The following is a 16,289-nucleotide window of genomic DNA, read 5'->3' on the forward strand; positions in this document are numbered from 1 at the left end:
CGGCCTTTCGATGAGGATGTGTACGGGATACCGGGACGTTCAGGAGCGCTGACGCCCTCTGCTTCGGAGCGCTCCCCGCTCGGGAGCCGCCCCATGGCTAGGAGCCCAGATGCTCCAGGCCGTGCCCGGCGTGACCGTGATGCCGCAGACCTCGCAGGGTCAGTGCCGTGTCGAGTGCGGCCACAGTCGCCTCCCATCCCTTGTCCTCGGAGCTGCCCGGCAGCCCGCTGCGTTCCAGTGCCTGCTCAATGGTGTCACATGTGAGGACCCCGTTGCCCACCGGAGTCGACTCGTCCAGCGCGACGCGGGTCACACCGGCGGTCACCGAGTCGCACACGTAGTCGAAATGGGCGGTGGCGCCCCGGATGACCGCGCCCAGGCACACGACGGCGTCGAACTCGCGGGCCATCTGCTGGGCGACCACGGGCAGTTCGAGCGCGCCGGCCACGCGGGCCACGACCGGCTGGTCCACGCCGCACGCCTTCGCCGCCGCGAGCGCCCGCTCCAGCAGCCGGTCGGTGATCTGCCCGTGCCAGCGGGTGCAGACGATGCCGAGCGTGAGCCCGGCCGCGTCGACCGTGATGTCCTCGGGGCGTCCCGCGCCGCTCATGAGAGTCCCTCGTTCTCGTGTCCCAGTTCGATCTGGTGGCCCAGGCGGTCGCGCTTGACCGTCAGGTAGCGCCGGTTGTGCTCGGTGACGACGACGGGCATGGCCTCCCGCCCCCGCACGTCCACCCCGAAGCCGCCCAGGCCCTTGAGCTTGTCGGGGTTGTTGGTGAGCACCCGGACCGAGCGTACGCCCAGCTCGCGCAGCATGTGGCCGGCGTTGGAGTACTCGCGCGCGTCGGCGGGCAGCCCCAGCTCCAGGTTGGCGTCGACGGTGTCGGAGCCGTTGTCCTGGAGCGCGTACGCCTGGAGCTTGGCGAGCAGGCCGATCCCGCGCCCCTCATGCCCGCGCAGGTACAGCACGACGCCGCGGCCCTCCTCGGCGATCCGCTCCATTGCCGCGTCCAGCTGGGTGCCGCAGTCGCAGCGCTCGGAGTGCAGGACGTCGCCGGTGAGGCACTCGGAATGGGCCCTGACCAGGACGTTCTCGCCGTCGCCGAGGTCGCCGAGCACGAGGGCGATGTGCTCGCCGCCGTCGATGGCGCTGGAGAACCCGACCGCGCGCCACATCCCGTACCGGTTGGGCAGGCGGGTCTCGACGACGCGGGTGACCATCGATTCGGTGCGCCTGCGGTACTCGGCGAGTTGTTCGATGGAGACGAGCTTGAGCCCGTGCTCCTTGGCGAAGACCTGGAGTTCGGGCAGGCGCGCCATGGTGCCGTCCTCGTTCACCACCTCGGCGAGGACGCCGGCGGGGGGCAGCCCGGCGAGCCGGGCGAGGTCGACGGCGGCCTCGGTGTGGCCGCGCCGGCGCAGGACGCCGCCCTCGCGGTAGCGGAGAGGGAAGATGTGGCCGGGACGGACGAAGTCGCTCGGTTCCGACGCCGAGTCGCACAGGGTGCGGATCGTGTGCGCCCGGTCGGCGGCGGAGATGCCGGTGGAGACGCCGAGCCGGGCGTCCACGCTGATCGTGTACGCGGTGCGCATGCGCTCGGTGTTCTGCGCGGTCATCAGCGGGATCTGCAGCCGGTCGAGGTCGGCGCCCTCCATCGGGACGCAGATGACGCCGCTGGTGTAGCGGATCGTGAACGTCAGCAGCTCGGGCGTCGCCTTCGACGCCGCGAAGATGATGTCGCCCTCGTTCTCGCGGTCCTCGTCGTCGACGACCACGACGGGGCGCCCCGCCGCGATGTCGGCCACCGCCGACTCGACGGAGTCGAAGATCCCCGTGTCCTCGGGCCCCGCGTGGTCGAACGCCGTGTCTTCGAGCACTGTGTCGTTGCCGCTCATGCGGTCACCGCCTTCTGCCTGGGGTTGCGCGTGCCCCGGGACTCCCGGAGCCAGTTCCTGAACCCGACCATCACCATCACGAAGAAGATCCCGTAGACCGCGCCGGAGACGTACAGCCCGGACTTGAGCGCCAGCGGCACCCCGACCAGGTCGACCAGCACCCAGACGATCCAGAAGTCGACGAGCGCGCGGCTCTGCGCGAACGTCGCGACCGCGCTGCCGACGAAGATGTAGGCGTTCGCCCACGGCGACCAGGCGACCTTCAGCCAGTCGAGGTGGACGAACAGCTCGGCCACCACGGCCGTGCCGACCAGGAGCGCGGCGACCAGCACGACGCGTTCCTTGAGCGTCGCCTGCCGGACGACCAGTCCGTCGGCCTCGCGCCGCCCGCGGGTCCACATGAACCACCCGTACAGGGCGAGACCGCAGAAGAGGACCTGCTTGAGCGCGTTGCCTGGGACGTGCGCGTGCAGCGAGGCCGCGAGCAGCAGGAGGGCGCCCACCAGCTGCACCGGCCATGTCCAAAGGGTCTTGCGCATCGCGAGCCAGACGACGGCGAGCGACAGGACGTTGCCGACGAGGTCGGTCCAGAGGATGTGCTCGCCGAAGACCTCGAAACCGGCGCCGAGCCAGCTCATGACCGGTCTCCCAGCATGCGCTCGACGTACTTGGCCACGACGTCCACTTCGAGGTTCACCGGGTCGCCGGGCTGCTTGTGGCCCAGGGTGGTCAGCGCGAGCGTCGTCGGGATGAGGGCGACGCTGAACCGGTCGGCGCCGGCCTCGACGACCGTGAGGCTGATCCCGTCGACGGTGATGGAGCCCTTGTCGACCAGGTAGCGGCTCAGCTCGGCGGGGAGGGACACCGTCACCACGTCCCACCGCTCCCCCGGCTCGCGGGAGATGATCGCACCGACGCCGTCGACGTGGCCTTGGACGAGATGGCCGCCGAGCCGGTCGGACAACCGCACGGGGCGTTCGAGGTTGACCTTGGAGCCGGGTTCGAGCACGCCCAGGCTGGACTTGTCGAGCGTCTCCTTGATGACGTCGGCGGTGAAGACCCCGTCCTTGACGGCCACCACGGTGAGGCATACGCCGTTGACCGCGATCGACGCGCCGTGGACGGCGTCCTGGGTGACCAGCGGCCCGCGGACCGCGAGCGCGACCGAGTCCCCCTGGGGGTCGACCGCCACGATCTCGCCGAGCTCCTCGACGATGCCGGTGAACATCTCCCGGGCCTCCTAGATCAGGGCTCCGGGGGACGCTGGTGGACGTACGTGCGTCCGAATACACCCCTGGCCAGGGGTGTACCGCGCGCTGCCTCCCATCCGGACTTTCACCGTCGGTCCCGGAATTCCACCGGGTCAACCGGCCGATGGCTTCGGCCGGGTCGCGGACTGTCACCGCCGGTTCGGAATTTCACCGACCCCGGAGCACGCGTTCATGCTTTGCCAACCAGTGTGCCACGCATTCCCTTCCGCGCCCGTGTGGCCATCGCCACAAACACCACCGAGTCGGACACCGCCAGGAGGCGGCCGAACGGGCCGGCGCGCCGTGCCGGACGGCGGAGACAGTGCTTGACGGCGGGTCTTGCCGGGAGCGGGGGGCTCGATGCACGTTGTTACCAGACCCCCTGCCGTTCATTTGGGAAGCCTCATGGCGAAGCTGAACCTGTCGCCCAAGATCCTTGACGTTCTCGACTTCGGTACGCCGTCCGCGGAGCGCGACATCTCCCGGGGCCTGGAGAAGTACTTCGTGGAGTCCGCCGCCTACCACCGCGTCCGGTCCGGGGCGAAGACGATCCTGATGGGCAACCGCGGGGCCGGGAAGAGCGCGATCTTCAAGGTGCTGGCCAAGCGGGAGCGCGCCGCCGGCAGCCACGTCATCGAGCTGTCGCCCGAGGACTACTCCTACGAGCTGCTCAGCTCCACCATGGCGGCGGAGTGCGCGGGCTCGTGGGCCAAGCAGGGCGCCTACGCCGCCGCGTGGAAGTACCTGATCTACGTGCTGGTCATGAAGGCCCTGGCGCGCAAGGGGATGCGGCTGACCAAGGGCGGCGGCCGGGAGATCCACAACTACGTCAGGGACAACCACGGCGCCCAGCAGCTCGGCCCCCTGTCGATGCTGGTCTCCTACCTCAAGCGGCTGGAGGCCGTGAAGCTCGGGCCGATCGAGGCCGGCCTGCGGACCCGCGAGCTGGACCGCCTCTACAAGCTGGAGGAGATCCAGAACCTGCTGCCGGCGCTGCGGAACGTGCTGGGCAACCAGCGCGTGGTGGTGCTCGTGGACGAGCTGGACCGCGGCTGGGACTCCTCCGAGGACGCCAAGGCGTTCGTGTCGGGGCTGTTCCAGGCCTGCGTGTCCATCAACGCCCTGCACCCGAACCTGCGCGTCTACATCTCGCTGCGGCAGGAGCTTTACGACGACATCCCCGCCCTGTACGAGGACGCGCAGAAGCACCGGGACCTCCTGGAGAAGATCTACTGGTCCGAGGAGTCCCTGCTCGAACTGATCGCCAGGCGGATCCGGCACTCGGCCCACGAGAAGGGCTTCGACGTGGAGGCCCTCGAACGCGCCGGGGACCGGGCCTGCTGGTCGGCGGTCTTCGCCCCGCCGCCGCCCGGCACGGGGCGGGACGGCTCGTTCGGCTACATGGTCGACCGGACGCTGTACCGGCCGAGGGAGCTCATCCAGTTCTGCTCGGAGGCGCTGGAGCAGGCCAGGGCCCGCGGCTCCCGGCTGCCCGTGCCGTACTCGGCGGTCGAGCGGTCCGAGTACGGCTACTCCGCCGAGCGGACGAAGGACATCGCCGCCGAGTACCGCTCCCAGTACCCGGGCCTGCTGAGCGTGTTCGAGGTGTTCCGCAGCCGTCCCCCGGAGTTCGGCCGCGAGGAGCTCGAACTGCTGTGCCTGGAGCTGGCGTGCGGCGACGTCCCCACCCACGGGACCGGGTCGTGGCTCCCCTCGTGCGACCCCGACGACCTGATCGAGATCCTCTGGCGGGCCGGCCTGCTGACCGCGCGGGCGGCGCGGGACGGGCGGTTCCTCGGCAGCCACCAGGTGCAGCACCTCAACCTCGCGGCCGCACCCCGGTTCCGCGTCCACGCGATGTTCCACGCCTCGCTCGGCATCGAGGCCTCGGGGGCCGAGCACACCGCCAGGAGCGGCGGCACCGCCAGGGCCGGGCACTCCAGGGGTCGGTGAGCCCGGGAGCTCAGCCGAGGGCGAGGCGCAGGCCGGTCGGGGCGGACCTCACGCGGCTCAGGTCCCGGACGACGTGGTGGGCCTCCGCGAGGGACTCCTCCGGATGGCTGGTGACCAGCGCCACCACGGTGGCGCCGGCGGCGCGGCCCGCGGCGATCCCGGCGGGGGCGTCCTCGACGACCACGCAGGCGGACGGGTCCACGCCCAGGCGGCGGGCCGCCTGGAGGTAGCCGGAGGGGTCGGGCTTGCCGGCCTGCACGTCCTCGGCGGTGACCACGATCGGCGGAGCGGGGATGCCGGCCACGTCGGTGCGGACCTTGAACTGCGCCCGGTCCATGGACGTGACGAAGGCGTGGAGCAGGCCGCTCATGTCCGCCAGCAGCTCGACGGCGCCGGGCAGGGCGGTGATGCCGTCTGTGCTGGCCGCCTCCAAAGCGTCCAGATGCGCGGTGGCCTCCCGGACGAGTTCGGCTGAGAGGAAGTCGGCGACACGGTCGCTCGTGCGGCGGCCATGGGCGCCCGACATGAACTCGTCCGGGTCGATGCCGTACTCGACGGCCCATGCGCGCCCCGCGCGCTCGACGAGAGGCGTCGAGTCGACCAGGGTGCCGTCCACGTCGAACAGGACGGCGGCGCAGGGCAGGACCACGGTGGGGGGACGACCCCCCACACCCCCCGTCCCTGCTGTGGGAGTGCTCACCAGTCCGCCTTGGCCGTCGCCTCCTCGGCCTGTCCGCGCAGCCTGCGGACGGCCTCGGCCGGGTCGTCGGCCCCGTAGACGGCGCTGCCGGCGACGAAGACGTCCGCTCCCGCCTCCGCGCAGCGCTCGATCGTCTCGGCGCTGACGCCGCCGTCCACCTGGAGCCAGACGGGCAGGTCGCGCCCCTTGATGAGCTCCCGCGCGCGGCGGACTTTCGGCAGGACGACGTCCAGGAACTTCTGGCCGCCGAAACCGGGCTCGACGGTCATCAGCAGGAGCATGTCGATCTCGCCGAGGAGGTCTTCGAAGCCGTCCACCGGGGTGGCCGGGTTGACGCCCAGCCCGGCGCGCGCGCCCGCGGCGCGGATGGTGCGCAGAGTGCGGATGGGCGCCTTCGCCGCCTCGGCGTGGATGGTGACGCTCCCGGCTCCCGCCTCGGCGTACTGCGGCGCCCAGCGGTCGGGGTCCTCGATCATCAGGTGGCAGTCGAGGGGAAGCGTGCTGCTGCGGAGCAGCGACTCCACGACGGGCAGTCCCAGGGTGAGGTTCGGGACGAAGTGGTTGTCCATCACGTCGACGTGGACCCAGTCGGCGGAGTCGGCGATGCGCGCGACGTCCTCGGCCAGGCGTGCGAAGTCGGCGGACAGGATGCTGGGTGCGATCTGAGGAGCCATGATGCGCAGAGTCTATTGCCGCAGGCCTGCCCGATCGTCACCCGCCCGGGTGAGACCGGGGGTGGGCCGGGCCGCCAGGCGCGCGCGCACGAAGACCTCCGGCGCGCCCGCCATCACCCACAGCACGAGCACGGCCTGGACGACGAACGCCTGGATCAGGTTCGTCCCCTCGAAGAGGGCGATGACCGCGGCCCCGGCGAGGCCCACCGGAAGTCGTGCCAGGCGCTGCCAGGCCTTGCCTCTCGGATCGAACCAGCCGCGCCAGGCGACTATGGACAGGCCCATCAGGAGGCCGCACAGAGCACCGCACGCCTGGGCCGAATCGGTCAGGCTGACAGGGTCGGTGACGCCTCCGGCCGCCCTGATGGACTCGGCCCATGCCTGGGGCCACTGCCAGTTGCGCAGCGGCCGTAGCGCGCCCCACGACGCCGCGAGCAGCAGCAAGGAGACCGCGAGGGAGAGGGCCATCTGCACGGCCAGATGCTGCCGGCGCCACCACGGGACGGCGATGGGCTCCAGCCCGAGGGCGGCGACCAGGACGGCCAGCCCGACGCCCCAGCCCGCCAGGACCTGCCCCAGCGAGTGGACGCCCAGGTAGACGCGGGACACTCCGATCAGGACGATCACGACGACGGCGCCCGCCCACAGGTACCACCGCCTGGTCTGGGCGGCGAAGAAGCCCCAGCCCGCGACGCTGTTCTGGGCGTGGCCGGAGGGCATCCCGAAGGACGACAGCGACTGCCTGCCCTGGATGTTCGGGTCCGTCCAGTACGGGCGGGGAGCGTGGAAGACCAGCTTGAGGAGGGCGTTGACGACCGCGCCGAACAGCAGGACGACCGCGGCCCGCGCGGCGAGCCGCGGCGCCACGCACCAGAACAGCGCCAGGAGCAGCGGGACGTAGAAGGCCGCGCTGCCCAGGTAGGACATGAAGACCATGAAGCCGGTCAGCAGAGAACCTCCCCAGTGGTCGGGTACGGCATCAGGTGCGGCGCAGCAGGGCCAGGAACATCGCGTCCGTGCCGTGGCGGTGGGGCCAGAACTGCGCGTAGGGGCCGTCCCCCAGACCGGTGAGGCCTGAGGCGATCCCCGTCAGGACCGCGGGCGCGTCGAGCCGCTCGACGTCGTCGCGGCGGCGCAGGACGTCGTCCACCACCACGCGGGTCTCCGCCAGGTGGGGCGAGCAGGTGACGTAGGCGACCACACCACCGGGCCGCACGGACTCCAGCGCCGTGGCGAGCAGCTTCCGCTGGAGCGGCCCGAGTTCGGCGACCGACTCGGGACCCCGGCGCCAGCGTGCCTCTGGACGTCGGCGGAGCGCGCCCAGGCCGGTGCAGGGGGCGTCCACCATGACGCGGTCGAACGAGCCCGGGTGCCAGGCGGGGGCGGTGCCGTCCGCGGCGATGACTCCCGCCCTGTCGTCGACCGCGCTCCGGACGAGCCCCGCGCGGTGCGGCTGGACGTCCGCTGCGAGGAGCCGGGCGTCGCGCTGGGCGGCGAGAGCCGACAGGAGGCCTGCCTTGCCTCCGGGCCCCGCGCAGAGGTCGGCCCAGCGCGCGTCCCGGCCGTCCAGGGGAGCCTCGGTCAGTGCCAAGGCGACCATCTGGCTGGCCTCGTCCTGGACGGCGGCGCGCCCGTCGCGGACGGCCGCGATGCCCGCCGGGTCGCCCTCGGCCAGGACGGCGGCGTAGGGCGAGTAAGGGGCGGGCTCAGCGCCCGCGTCGTACAGCTCTTCGAGCGTCGCCCGGCCGGGGCGCGCGACCAGTGTCACGCGGGGGCGGGCGTTGTCGGCCGCGAGGAGGTCCTCGATCTCGTCCCGCCCGACGGCGTCCCGCATGGCGGACACGATCCACTTCGGATGGCTGTGGGCGATCGACAGGCGCGTCGTGGCGTCGGCGTCGGCGGGCGCCACGATCTCCAGCCAGGCGTCCATGTCGCGCGTGGCGACCTTGCGGAGCACGGCGTTGGCGAACTTGGCCTGGCCGGGGCCCGCGACCGAGCGGGCCAGCTCCACCGTCGTCCCCACGGCGGCATGCGGCGGGATGCGGGTAGCGAGGATCTGGTGGGCCCCTATGCGCAGGACGTCCAGGAGCGGGGCGTCGATACGGCGCAGTTCGCGGTCGCTGCACAGCGCGAGCACCGCGTCGTAGGTGCCCTTGCCGCGCAGGGTCCCGTACGTCAGCTCGGTGGCGAGGGCGGCGTCGCGTCCGGACAGGTCGCGGTCGCGCAGGCGCGCGGGCAGCAGGAGGTTCGCGTAGGCGTCGCGGGTCTCCACCGCCCGGATCACGTCGAACGCGGTACGGCGGACGAGGTCCTGCGGGCGGCCCGTCTTGCGGGGACCTCCCGGTCGGCGGTTCGGGACGCGTCGGCGGTTGCGTGCGGGCGGCATCAGTGCAGCGCGTCCTTGTCGGAGAGGTCGAGGCCGCGGACCCAGTCGGCGGCCGCCATGCGGCGCTTGCCCTGCGGCTGCACCTCGCCCAGGGCCACGGGGTGCGTGGCCGTGCCGACCAGCACCTCCTTCTTCCCCGCGCCGATCTCGCCGGGGGCCAGCTTCGCGGCGTCGGGGGCCGGGCGGACGGGGCCGAGCTTGACGCGCGTGTCGCGGAAGTTGGTCCACGCGCCCGGCGCGGGGGTGCAGGCGCGGATCAGGCGGTCGATGTGCAGAGCCGGGCTCCCCCAGTCGACACGGCCGTCCTCGGGCGTCAGCTTCGCCGCATGGGACACGCCCTCGGTCGGCTGCGGCCGGGGCTCCAGGACGCCCGCCTCGATGCCGTTCATGGTGTCCAGCAGGAGGTCGGCGCCGGCGACGGCAAGCCGTCCCAGCAGGTCACCGCTGGTGTCGGTCGGCCGGATCGGCTCGGTGAGCACGCCGTAGACCGGGCCCGTGTCGAGGCCCTCCTCGATCTGGAACGTCGCCGCGCCGGTCACGTCGTCGCCGTGCAGGATCGCGCGCTGCACGGGCGCGGCCCCGCGCCAGGCGGGCAGCAGGGAGAAGTGCAGGTTCACCCAGCCGTGCCGGGGGATCTCCAGGGCCTCGCGGGGCAGCAGCGCGCCGTAGGCGACCACCGGGCAGCAGTCCGGCGCGATCTCCCGGAGCCGGTCGAGGAACTCGGGGTCGCGGGCCTTCGCGGGCTTCAGCACCTCGACGCCGGCCTCGGCGGCGAGCGAGGCGACCGGGCTGGGGCTCAGATGCCTCCCACGCCCCGCACGGCCGTCCGGCCGGGTCACGACCGCCACGACCTCGTGCGAGGACCCCAGAAGCGCCCTCAGGGCCGGGAGCGCGGTCTCGGGCGTCCCGGCGAAGACCAGCCGCATCTAGATCGCCTTCCCGAAGGTGCGGTGCGGCGACTCCTTCACGACGGGGGCCGGCTCGCCGAACCACTCGGCCTCGCGGATCGCCTTCATCGCGGCCTTGCGCTGCTCGGCGTCCATCCGGTCGATGAAGATGATCCCGTCGAGGTGGTCGGTCTCGTGCTGGACGCAGCGGGCCAGCAGGTGGGTGCCCTCCAGCGTGATCGGCTCGCCGTGCATGTTGAAGCCCTTCGCCACCACGCCGACGGAGCGGGGCGTGGGGAACGCAAGGCCGGGCAGGGACAGGCAGCCCTCGTCGTCGGTCTCCTGCTCGTCCGAAAGGTCGAGCGTGGGGTTGACCACGTGCCCCAGGCGGTCGTCGACGTAGTAGGTGAACACCCGCAGCCCCACGCCGAGCTGGGGGGCGGCCAGACCCGCGCCGGGGGCGTCGATCATCGTGTCGGTGAGGTCCTTGACGAGCTGGCGCAGCTCCTTGTCGAAGTCCTTCACCGGCTCCGCGGGCGTGCGCAGCACGGGGTCGCCGAAGAGGCGGATGGGCTTGACGGCCAACGGGGACTCCGTTTCCTGCAAGTGTCGCTGGGGACTGGAACGCGCCTCCAGTCTACGGAGGCGCGCACCCTGACATTCACGCCATGTTCACGCGCGGCGTTCGAACACGGGGTTCACACGCCGCGGTGCTCCCCTTGGCGAGCCGAGCGCGCCTTGTAGGCGGCGGTACGGGCGGCCTTGGCCGTCGCCTTGTCGGGATGGTGCGCGCCCAAAGCCTCCAGGACGTCGGCCGCACCGGGGTGATGGGTGCGCCAGAGCTCGTCCACCATGGCCTTCATCTCCGCCCCCGGCGGAGCGTCGATGAGCGCCGCCTCGACGGCCTCCTCCGGCTCGGCGGTCTCCAGCATCCCGGCGACCGTGTCGACGAACACCCAGAGGTACTCCTCGCGGGCCAGTTCCCGCCCCGCCGGGTCGCCGGCGGCGTTCAGCCACATCGCGGCATAGGGCGACACCAGCGGGTGCTCCTGCGCGGCGCGGACCACGCCGGCGGCCTCGGGGCCGACGCGGTGCAGGACGGCGGCGGCGAGGTTGCGGGCGCCGGGGCCGCCGGTCCGCATGACGTCCAGCAGGTCGGCGGCGGCGTCCTTGGGGTCGTGGGACGCCAGCCAGCGGTCGATCTCCTCGTCGGCGGCCTCCGGCCGGTACCAGGTGAGCCCCGCGATGAGCTCGGACGCGCGGGCGCCGGCCAGCTCGCCGATGACGGGGGCGGTGAACCCGTCCGCGAGCAGCAGCTCCCGGACGGCCCACACCCCGAGCGGCGTCAGCGACCGCCCCGCACCGGACGCCTCGACGACGCCCCAGTCCTCGAGGGTGGCGAGCTCCAGGGCGAGGGCGTCCCCCACCAGCTCGGACATGGCGTCGGCGTCGGTGAGGTCGTACGCCTCCTCGATGTGGCCGAGCAGCGCCTCGGCCAGGGCTTCGGGCCCTGTCGGCTCCTCCTGCTCGTACAGGTGGATGAGCACGCCGGTCAGCTCGTTCTGGACGAGCTCGACGGCGTCCAGGCCGTCGTCGTAGTCGTGGTCTGGCACGACCAGGGCGTCGAACAGCGGGAGCCAGGCGGTGAGCAGCGCCATGTCGTCCTCGGACTCCAGGCCCGGCAGCGCGGGGCCCGGGGCGGCCGCGCCCCTCTCGGCGCTGATCACCTTCGCCTCGACGGCGGCCCACCACAGCCGCTCCAGCGCGCCGTCGTCCTCCATCCGCCCGTGGCGCCGCGGAGAGTCGAGGCCGAGGGCGAGGCGGGCGGCCTCGGCGTCGGGGCCGGTGAGCATGCCGTGCTCGGTCAGCGGACGCTCGCCCGTCCAGCGGGCCAGGGCGAGGACGGCGGAGGTGAGGCCGGAGCGCCGCGCCGCGTCCGCGACCTCGGCCTGCGGCGCCAGCCGGACGGGCGGGACCACCAGCTCCCCGGCCTGCCTCAGGTACTCCTCGGTGCGGGCGAAGCGCTCCTCCTCCGGCTGCGCCTCGAAGTCGCGGACCCACGCGTCGACGGCGGCCTGGTCGTCGAGGTCGACCCCGTCGGCCTGCATCAGCCCGGCGACGACCTCGGCGGCCGCCTGCCGCTCCTCGCTGTCGACTGCGGCGACGACCTCGGCGAACTCCGGCCCGGTCCGGTCGATCTCGGCCTCCAGGCCGCCTGCGGCGGCCTCGGCGACGGCGCCGGTGTCGCGCAGGTAGGCGACGATCCGGCGGAGGGCGTCCAGGACGGTGGGGACGTCGTCGCGCCCGGCGACCACGGATTCGGGGAAGACCTCCAGAAGCAGCTCGCGCACGTGCCGCGGCTCCAGCGCCTCTGGGCCCGCGAGGCCCATCTCCTCCCGCGCCAGGTCGAGCAGGATGCGGACGCCCTGCTCGTCCAGCGCTTCACCGCGTTCGTCCGACCACCGCCGCAGGTCGCCCACGGTGGTCTCCACCCAGTTGTCGGCCACGCCAGAACCCTATGGGTCAGCCCGGTCGCACGGGGCCGGATCGGTTCCAGGGGGCGGTTCGTCCCCCGTCAGATCAGCTCAAGGGGGTCGATCTGGACCCGTACGGTCTCCGTCGCCTTGCGCGCGCTGCGCACGCCCTGGGCCTCCTTCAGCGCGCGCGCCAGTGCAGGCCCCGCCGCGCGCGGAACGCGTATCAGAGCGCGCTCCTTCTCCTGGGCCTCCGTGCCCGACTGGGGGACGGGGATCGGGACGGGCCCGAGAACCTCCGCGCCGTCGGGCAACCGGGTGTCGGCCAGAAGCTCGCGTATGGCGGCCGGGGACGCGGTCAGCGACGCCATGCGCGCGGCGGGCGGGAAGCCCACCTCCCTGCGTTCGGCCAGCTCCCGCTCCGCGTACGTGACGGGGTCCCAGCGCACGAGGGCCTGGACCGCCGGCAAGGCCCCTTCGGCGGCCACGATCACCGGGCCCTGCGGGCGGACGAGCGACGCCGCGTTCATCCAGCGCCTCAGCGTCTCCTCGCCGGCGCGCAGATCCGGCCGCCCGAGGAGGACCCAGCCGTCCAGCAGCAGAGCGGCCGGATACCCCCCTTCCGCGGGCGGCTCGGCCCCAGGGGTGGACACCACGAGCGCCCGTTCCGGGCCCACCCGGTCGAGGACGGCATCGCGCCCCGAAGTGCGTACGGGCACACCGGGGAACGCCCGGCCGAGCTCCTCCGCCGTGCGTTTCGCGCCCACCACGAGGGCGCGGACCTGGAAGAAGCCGCATTCGGGGCAGTGCCAGTCGCCGGCGATGGCGCCGCACCAGCGGCAGTACGGGGCCGCGTGCGACGAGGCCAGCGCCAGCGGCCCCTGGCAGGTCCGGCAGTGGGCCGGTGTGCGGCACCTTCCGCACGCGATGCCGGGGACGTAACCCCGCCTCGGCACCTGGACGAGGACGGGCCCGGTCTCCAGCGCCTGCCGGGCGGCCTCGAAGGCGATGTTCGGCAGGCGCGCGGTGCGGGCGGCGGCGTCCCGCGCGAGCTGGGCGTCCTCCCCCACGTAGCGGACACGCGGCATCCTCGCCCGGACGCGGTTCCTGTCGGCGGCGAGCGCGTGGGCCCAGCCGGTCTCCACGAGCTGCGTCGCGTCGGTGGTGCGGGTGAACCCGCCGATCAGCACCCCGGCCCCCGACCGGTGCGCGCGCAGGGCGAGCACGTCGCGGGGGTGCGGATACGGCGCGTGCGGCTCGGCGTGGACGTCGTCGCCGTCGTCCCAGAGCACGACCAGCCCCAGGTCGGAGACGGGCGCGAACATGGCCGCGCGGGTGCCGACGACCGCCCGTGCCTTGCCGCGCCGGACGGCGAGCCATCTCCGGTAGCGCTCCGCCGGGCCCAGCTCCGCCGTCAGGGCGACGTGCAGCCCCTCCCCCAGCTCCGCCTCAAGGGCGGCGTCGACGCGCGCCACGTCGCGGCCGTCGGCGACGACGACGAGGGCTCCCCGCCCACCGCTCAACGTGGCGGCCACCGCGCGCGCTATGGCCGCCGTCCAGTCGGGCCCAGGGAGCGCGGTCCACACGGCGCGCGGCGCTCTGCCGCCTGCCAGTGCGCTCAGGAACGACTCCCCTGCCGGGTACTCCCGCCACACACCGGCGTCCGGAGCCTCCGGGGAGGCGGGGGCGGCCTCCTCCACGGGCTCGGCCTCCACACGGGCGTGCCGGGGCGGAACGGCAAGGCGCAGGACGTCGGCGAACGTCCCCGCGTACCGGTCGGCCACCTCCCGCGCCAGCGCGGCGATCTCCGGCGCCAGGACGGGCTCGGGGGAGGTCACCCGCTCCAGGAACAGCAGCTTGCCGCCGTGGGCGCTCTCCGCGACCCGCTCCAGGAGGAAGCCGTCGACGAGCTGGCCCGCGAAGCGCACCCGCACCCGGCACCCGGGGACCGCCTTGGCGTCCAGCTCCGCGGGCACCAGGTAGTCGAACGGACGGTCCAGGTGCGGGAGCGACATGTCGACCGCGATCCGCGCGACGGGCAGCTCCGCGGCCGGCCGGCGGGCCCCCTTCTTCCCCGACGACTTGCCCGACGATTTGCCCGTCGACTTGCCGGACGCGCCGGGCTTTCCTGAGTCGTCCGGCTTGCCGGCGGCCGCGCCGGGGAGGGCGTCCAGCCCCGGGATCAGGTCCGTTCCCCCGCCGTCCTTCGTCACGTCCCCGTCCTACCAGATCGATCCGACAGCCGATCCCGCGCGCTAGGGTTGACCCGTTTGAACGGGTGCGCGTCCTCCGGCCCATTGCCCGACGCCCGTCCGCACCCTCGCCGTCCGACGAGCCCCTGCAGGCGAAGTGACCACAGCTCATACCCATGAGCGGACGGACTCCCCCGCCGGCGGCGGGGCGTCACGCCGTTCCCCAAGCCCCTCAGCCGCCTCCAGGCGGAAGAAGTGGAAGAAGTGGGCGCGCCACCCCGTGGTGGCCGCCACGCTGACCGCGGCCGTCCTGCATCTGGTGTGGGGGCTGCTCCTCGCGACCGAGGGCGGCGACCTGGCGGCGCAGGCCGCGTGGACGGACTTCGTCTGGAAGCACCCCGGCGCGGCGTACAGCTTCGCCTGGTACGGCGGGATGCACCCCGCCTCGTACAGCGTCATGTCGCCGTACCTGATGGCGGTGTTCGGCATCCGCACGGTCGCGGTGGTGACGGGCACGATCTGCGCCGCGCTCACCGGGTACCTGCTCAAGCAGTTCAGGGCCCCGGTCGCGCTGCCCGCGTCGCTCTGGGCGGCCTTCGCGCTGGCCTGCAACGCCGCCTCCGGACGCGTCACGTTCGGCCTGGGGCTGATGTTCGCGCTCATGGCGACCGTCGTGGCGTTCACCCCGCGCGGCACGCCCGCCCTGCGCGCGGCGGCGATGGCCGTCCTGAGCGTGCTGGCCTCCCTCGCGAGCCCCGTCGCGGGCCTGTTCCTGCTGGTGCTGGCCGCCGCGCTGTTCCTGACCGGGCGCCGCCGGGCCGGGGTCTGCGTCGCCGTGGGCCTGCCCGTCGTGGTCGGGACGACCAGCCTGCTCTTCCCGTTCAGCGGCGTCCAGCCGATCTCCCTCGACGCGATCGTGCTGCCCGCCGTCACCAGCGTCGCCGCGATCCTGCTCTGCGCGCCGAAGACCTGGACGTTCGTCCGGATCGGGGCCGGCGTCTACCTCGCCGGGATCATCCTGACCTGGCTGATCCCCTCCCCCGTCGGAAGCAACGTCGAACGCCTCTCGCTGCTGTTCGGCGGCATGTTCCTGCTGTCGGCCGTGGCGCGCGCGCACGGGCGGCTCCGGATCGCCGTGCTGTCGCTGGCGTTCATCGTCACGGCGTCCTGGCAGGTCGTGAAGCCCGTCGACGACCTCATCCACACCGAGCCCGCGGAAGCCGCCGCCGACCACGCCCGCGGCCTCATCGGCGAGCTGAACGCCGTCGGCGCGGGCGACGCGCGCATCGAGGCCGTCCCGCTGCGCTCCCACTGGGAGTCCTCCGGCCTCAGCCGCCACTTCGCGCTCGCCCGCGGCTGGAACCGCCAGGTCGACGCCGAGCGCCACGCACTGTTCTACGAGGAGGGCGCGCTGACGCCCGCCTCGTACCGCGACTGGCTGCACAAGTGGGCCGTCCAGTACGTCGTCCTGCCCGAGCAGGAGGTCGACTGGTCGGCGCAGGAGGAGGCCGCCCTCGTCGAGAAGGGCCAGCCGTACCTGACGGAGATCTGGCAGGACGAGCACTGGCGGCTGTACCGCGTGGCGAGCCCCACGCCGCTGGTCGACCGGCCCGCGTTCGTCAGCACGCTCAACTCCGGAAAGCTCGTCGTCGACGTGCCGTCGAGCGGATCCGTCCTGGTGCGGGTCTCCTGGTCCCCCTGGCTGAGCGTGACGGGCGGGGACGCCTGCCTGGCACGCGCGGGCGAGTTCGTCCGCCTGCGGGCGCGCACCCCGGGCCGCTACACCATCGCCGCCCGCTACGGCCTGCACCGCGGCAACCACTGCGCCCCCTGACCCGGCCGAGCCCAGCCCGAGCACAGCGCCGCACCGCCCCGAA

14 protein-coding genes and 1 riboswitch are annotated in these 16,289 nt (G+C 73.2%); of the genes, 2 read left to right on the plus strand and 12 right to left on the minus strand.

The genetic code is table 11. The features are described from left to right. Window positions 1-97 precede the first annotated feature (97 nt). Genes ribH through AB0C21_RS15830 form a run of 4 tightly spaced genes read right to left on the minus strand, consistent with a single transcriptional unit; the run spans window position 98 to window position 3,124 of the window. Complete coding sequence (gene ribH, locus AB0C21_RS15815) at window positions 98-610, minus strand: 6,7-dimethyl-8-ribityllumazine synthase (protein WP_500204863.1); 513 nt, start codon at window positions 608-610, stop codon at window positions 98-100. Beyond that, complete coding sequence (locus tag AB0C21_RS15820; protein ID WP_500204864.1) at window positions 607-1,896, minus strand: bifunctional 3,4-dihydroxy-2-butanone-4-phosphate synthase/GTP cyclohydrolase II; 1,290 nt, start codon at window positions 1,894-1,896, stop codon at window positions 607-609. Before AB0C21_RS15820 ends, ribH begins: the two co-directional genes overlap by 4 nt. After that, complete coding sequence (gene pnuC / locus AB0C21_RS15825) at window positions 1,893-2,534, minus strand: nicotinamide riboside transporter PnuC (protein WP_500204865.1); 642 nt, start codon at window positions 2,532-2,534, stop codon at window positions 1,893-1,895. Before pnuC ends, AB0C21_RS15820 begins: the two co-directional genes overlap by 4 nt. Continuing rightward, window positions 2,531-3,124, minus strand: coding sequence for a riboflavin synthase (locus AB0C21_RS15830; protein ID WP_500204866.1), 594 nt, complete (start codon window positions 3,122-3,124; stop codon window positions 2,531-2,533). Before AB0C21_RS15830 ends, pnuC begins: the two co-directional genes overlap by 4 nt. A gap of 81 nt (window positions 3,125-3,205) precedes the next feature. Next, a riboswitch (FMN riboswitch) is annotated at window positions 3,206-3,336 on the minus strand. 215 nt (window positions 3,337-3,551) lie between these two features. Here AB0C21_RS15830 and AB0C21_RS15835 point away from each other — a divergent pair. Then, on the plus strand, window positions 3,552-5,099 hold the full coding sequence (locus AB0C21_RS15835) for a P-loop ATPase, Sll1717 family (protein WP_500204867.1): 1,548 nt from the start codon (window positions 3,552-3,554) through the stop codon (window positions 5,097-5,099). A gap of 10 nt (window positions 5,100-5,109) precedes the next feature. Here AB0C21_RS15835 and AB0C21_RS15840 read toward each other — a convergent pair whose 3' ends face one another. The 8 genes from AB0C21_RS15840 to AB0C21_RS15875 all read right to left on the minus strand — a co-directional run bounded on the left by AB0C21_RS15840 (window position 5,110) and on the right by AB0C21_RS15875 (window position 14,433). Continuing rightward, window positions 5,110-5,769, minus strand: coding sequence for an HAD-IA family hydrolase (locus tag AB0C21_RS15840; protein WP_500204868.1), 660 nt, complete (start codon window positions 5,767-5,769; stop codon window positions 5,110-5,112). Between the two features lie 26 nt (window positions 5,770-5,795). Beyond that, entirely contained in the window at window positions 5,796-6,473 is a 678-nt protein-coding gene (rpe, locus tag AB0C21_RS15845; protein WP_500204869.1) for a ribulose-phosphate 3-epimerase, read from the minus strand. Between the two features lie 12 nt (window positions 6,474-6,485). Then, complete coding sequence (locus AB0C21_RS15850; RefSeq protein ID WP_500204870.1) at window positions 6,486-7,400, minus strand: phosphatase PAP2 family protein; 915 nt, start codon at window positions 7,398-7,400, stop codon at window positions 6,486-6,488. A gap of 52 nt (window positions 7,401-7,452) precedes the next feature. Further along, window positions 7,453-8,859, minus strand: a complete 1,407-nt coding sequence (locus tag AB0C21_RS15855) for an RsmB/NOP family class I SAM-dependent RNA methyltransferase (protein WP_500204871.1) — start codon at window positions 8,857-8,859, stop codon at window positions 7,453-7,455. Continuing rightward, the gene (gene fmt / locus AB0C21_RS15860) at window positions 8,859-9,785 is read right to left on the minus strand and encodes a methionyl-tRNA formyltransferase (protein WP_500204872.1); all 927 of its coding nucleotides are present in this window, start codon (window positions 9,783-9,785) and stop codon (window positions 8,859-8,861) included. The genes AB0C21_RS15855 and fmt overlap by 1 nt, the downstream gene beginning before the upstream one ends. Next, window positions 9,786-10,331, minus strand: coding sequence for a peptide deformylase (def, locus tag AB0C21_RS15865; RefSeq protein WP_149257361.1), 546 nt, complete (start codon window positions 10,329-10,331; stop codon window positions 9,786-9,788). Window positions 10,332-10,444: 113 nt separating this feature from the next. Further along, window positions 10,445-12,253 (minus strand): hypothetical protein, encoded by a 1,809-nt coding sequence (locus AB0C21_RS15870; protein WP_500204873.1) that lies wholly within the window; start codon window positions 12,251-12,253, stop codon window positions 10,445-10,447. Window positions 12,254-12,321: 68 nt separating this feature from the next. Beyond that, on the minus strand, window positions 12,322-14,433 hold the full coding sequence (locus AB0C21_RS15875; RefSeq protein WP_500204874.1) for a primosomal protein N': 2,112 nt from the start codon (window positions 14,431-14,433) through the stop codon (window positions 12,322-12,324). 262 nt (window positions 14,434-14,695) lie between these two features. Here AB0C21_RS15875 and AB0C21_RS15880 point away from each other — a divergent pair, with 262 nt between their 5' ends. After that, window positions 14,696-16,246 (plus strand): DUF8823 domain-containing protein, encoded by a 1,551-nt coding sequence (locus tag AB0C21_RS15880; protein WP_500204875.1) that lies wholly within the window; start codon window positions 14,696-14,698, stop codon window positions 16,244-16,246. Window positions 16,247-16,289: the final 43 nt, after the last annotated feature.

Origin of the sequence: Spirillospora sp. NPDC049024 (assembly GCF_040649235.1) — a bacterium.
Lineage (GTDB): Bacteria > Actinomycetota > Actinomycetes > Streptosporangiales > Streptosporangiaceae > Spirillospora.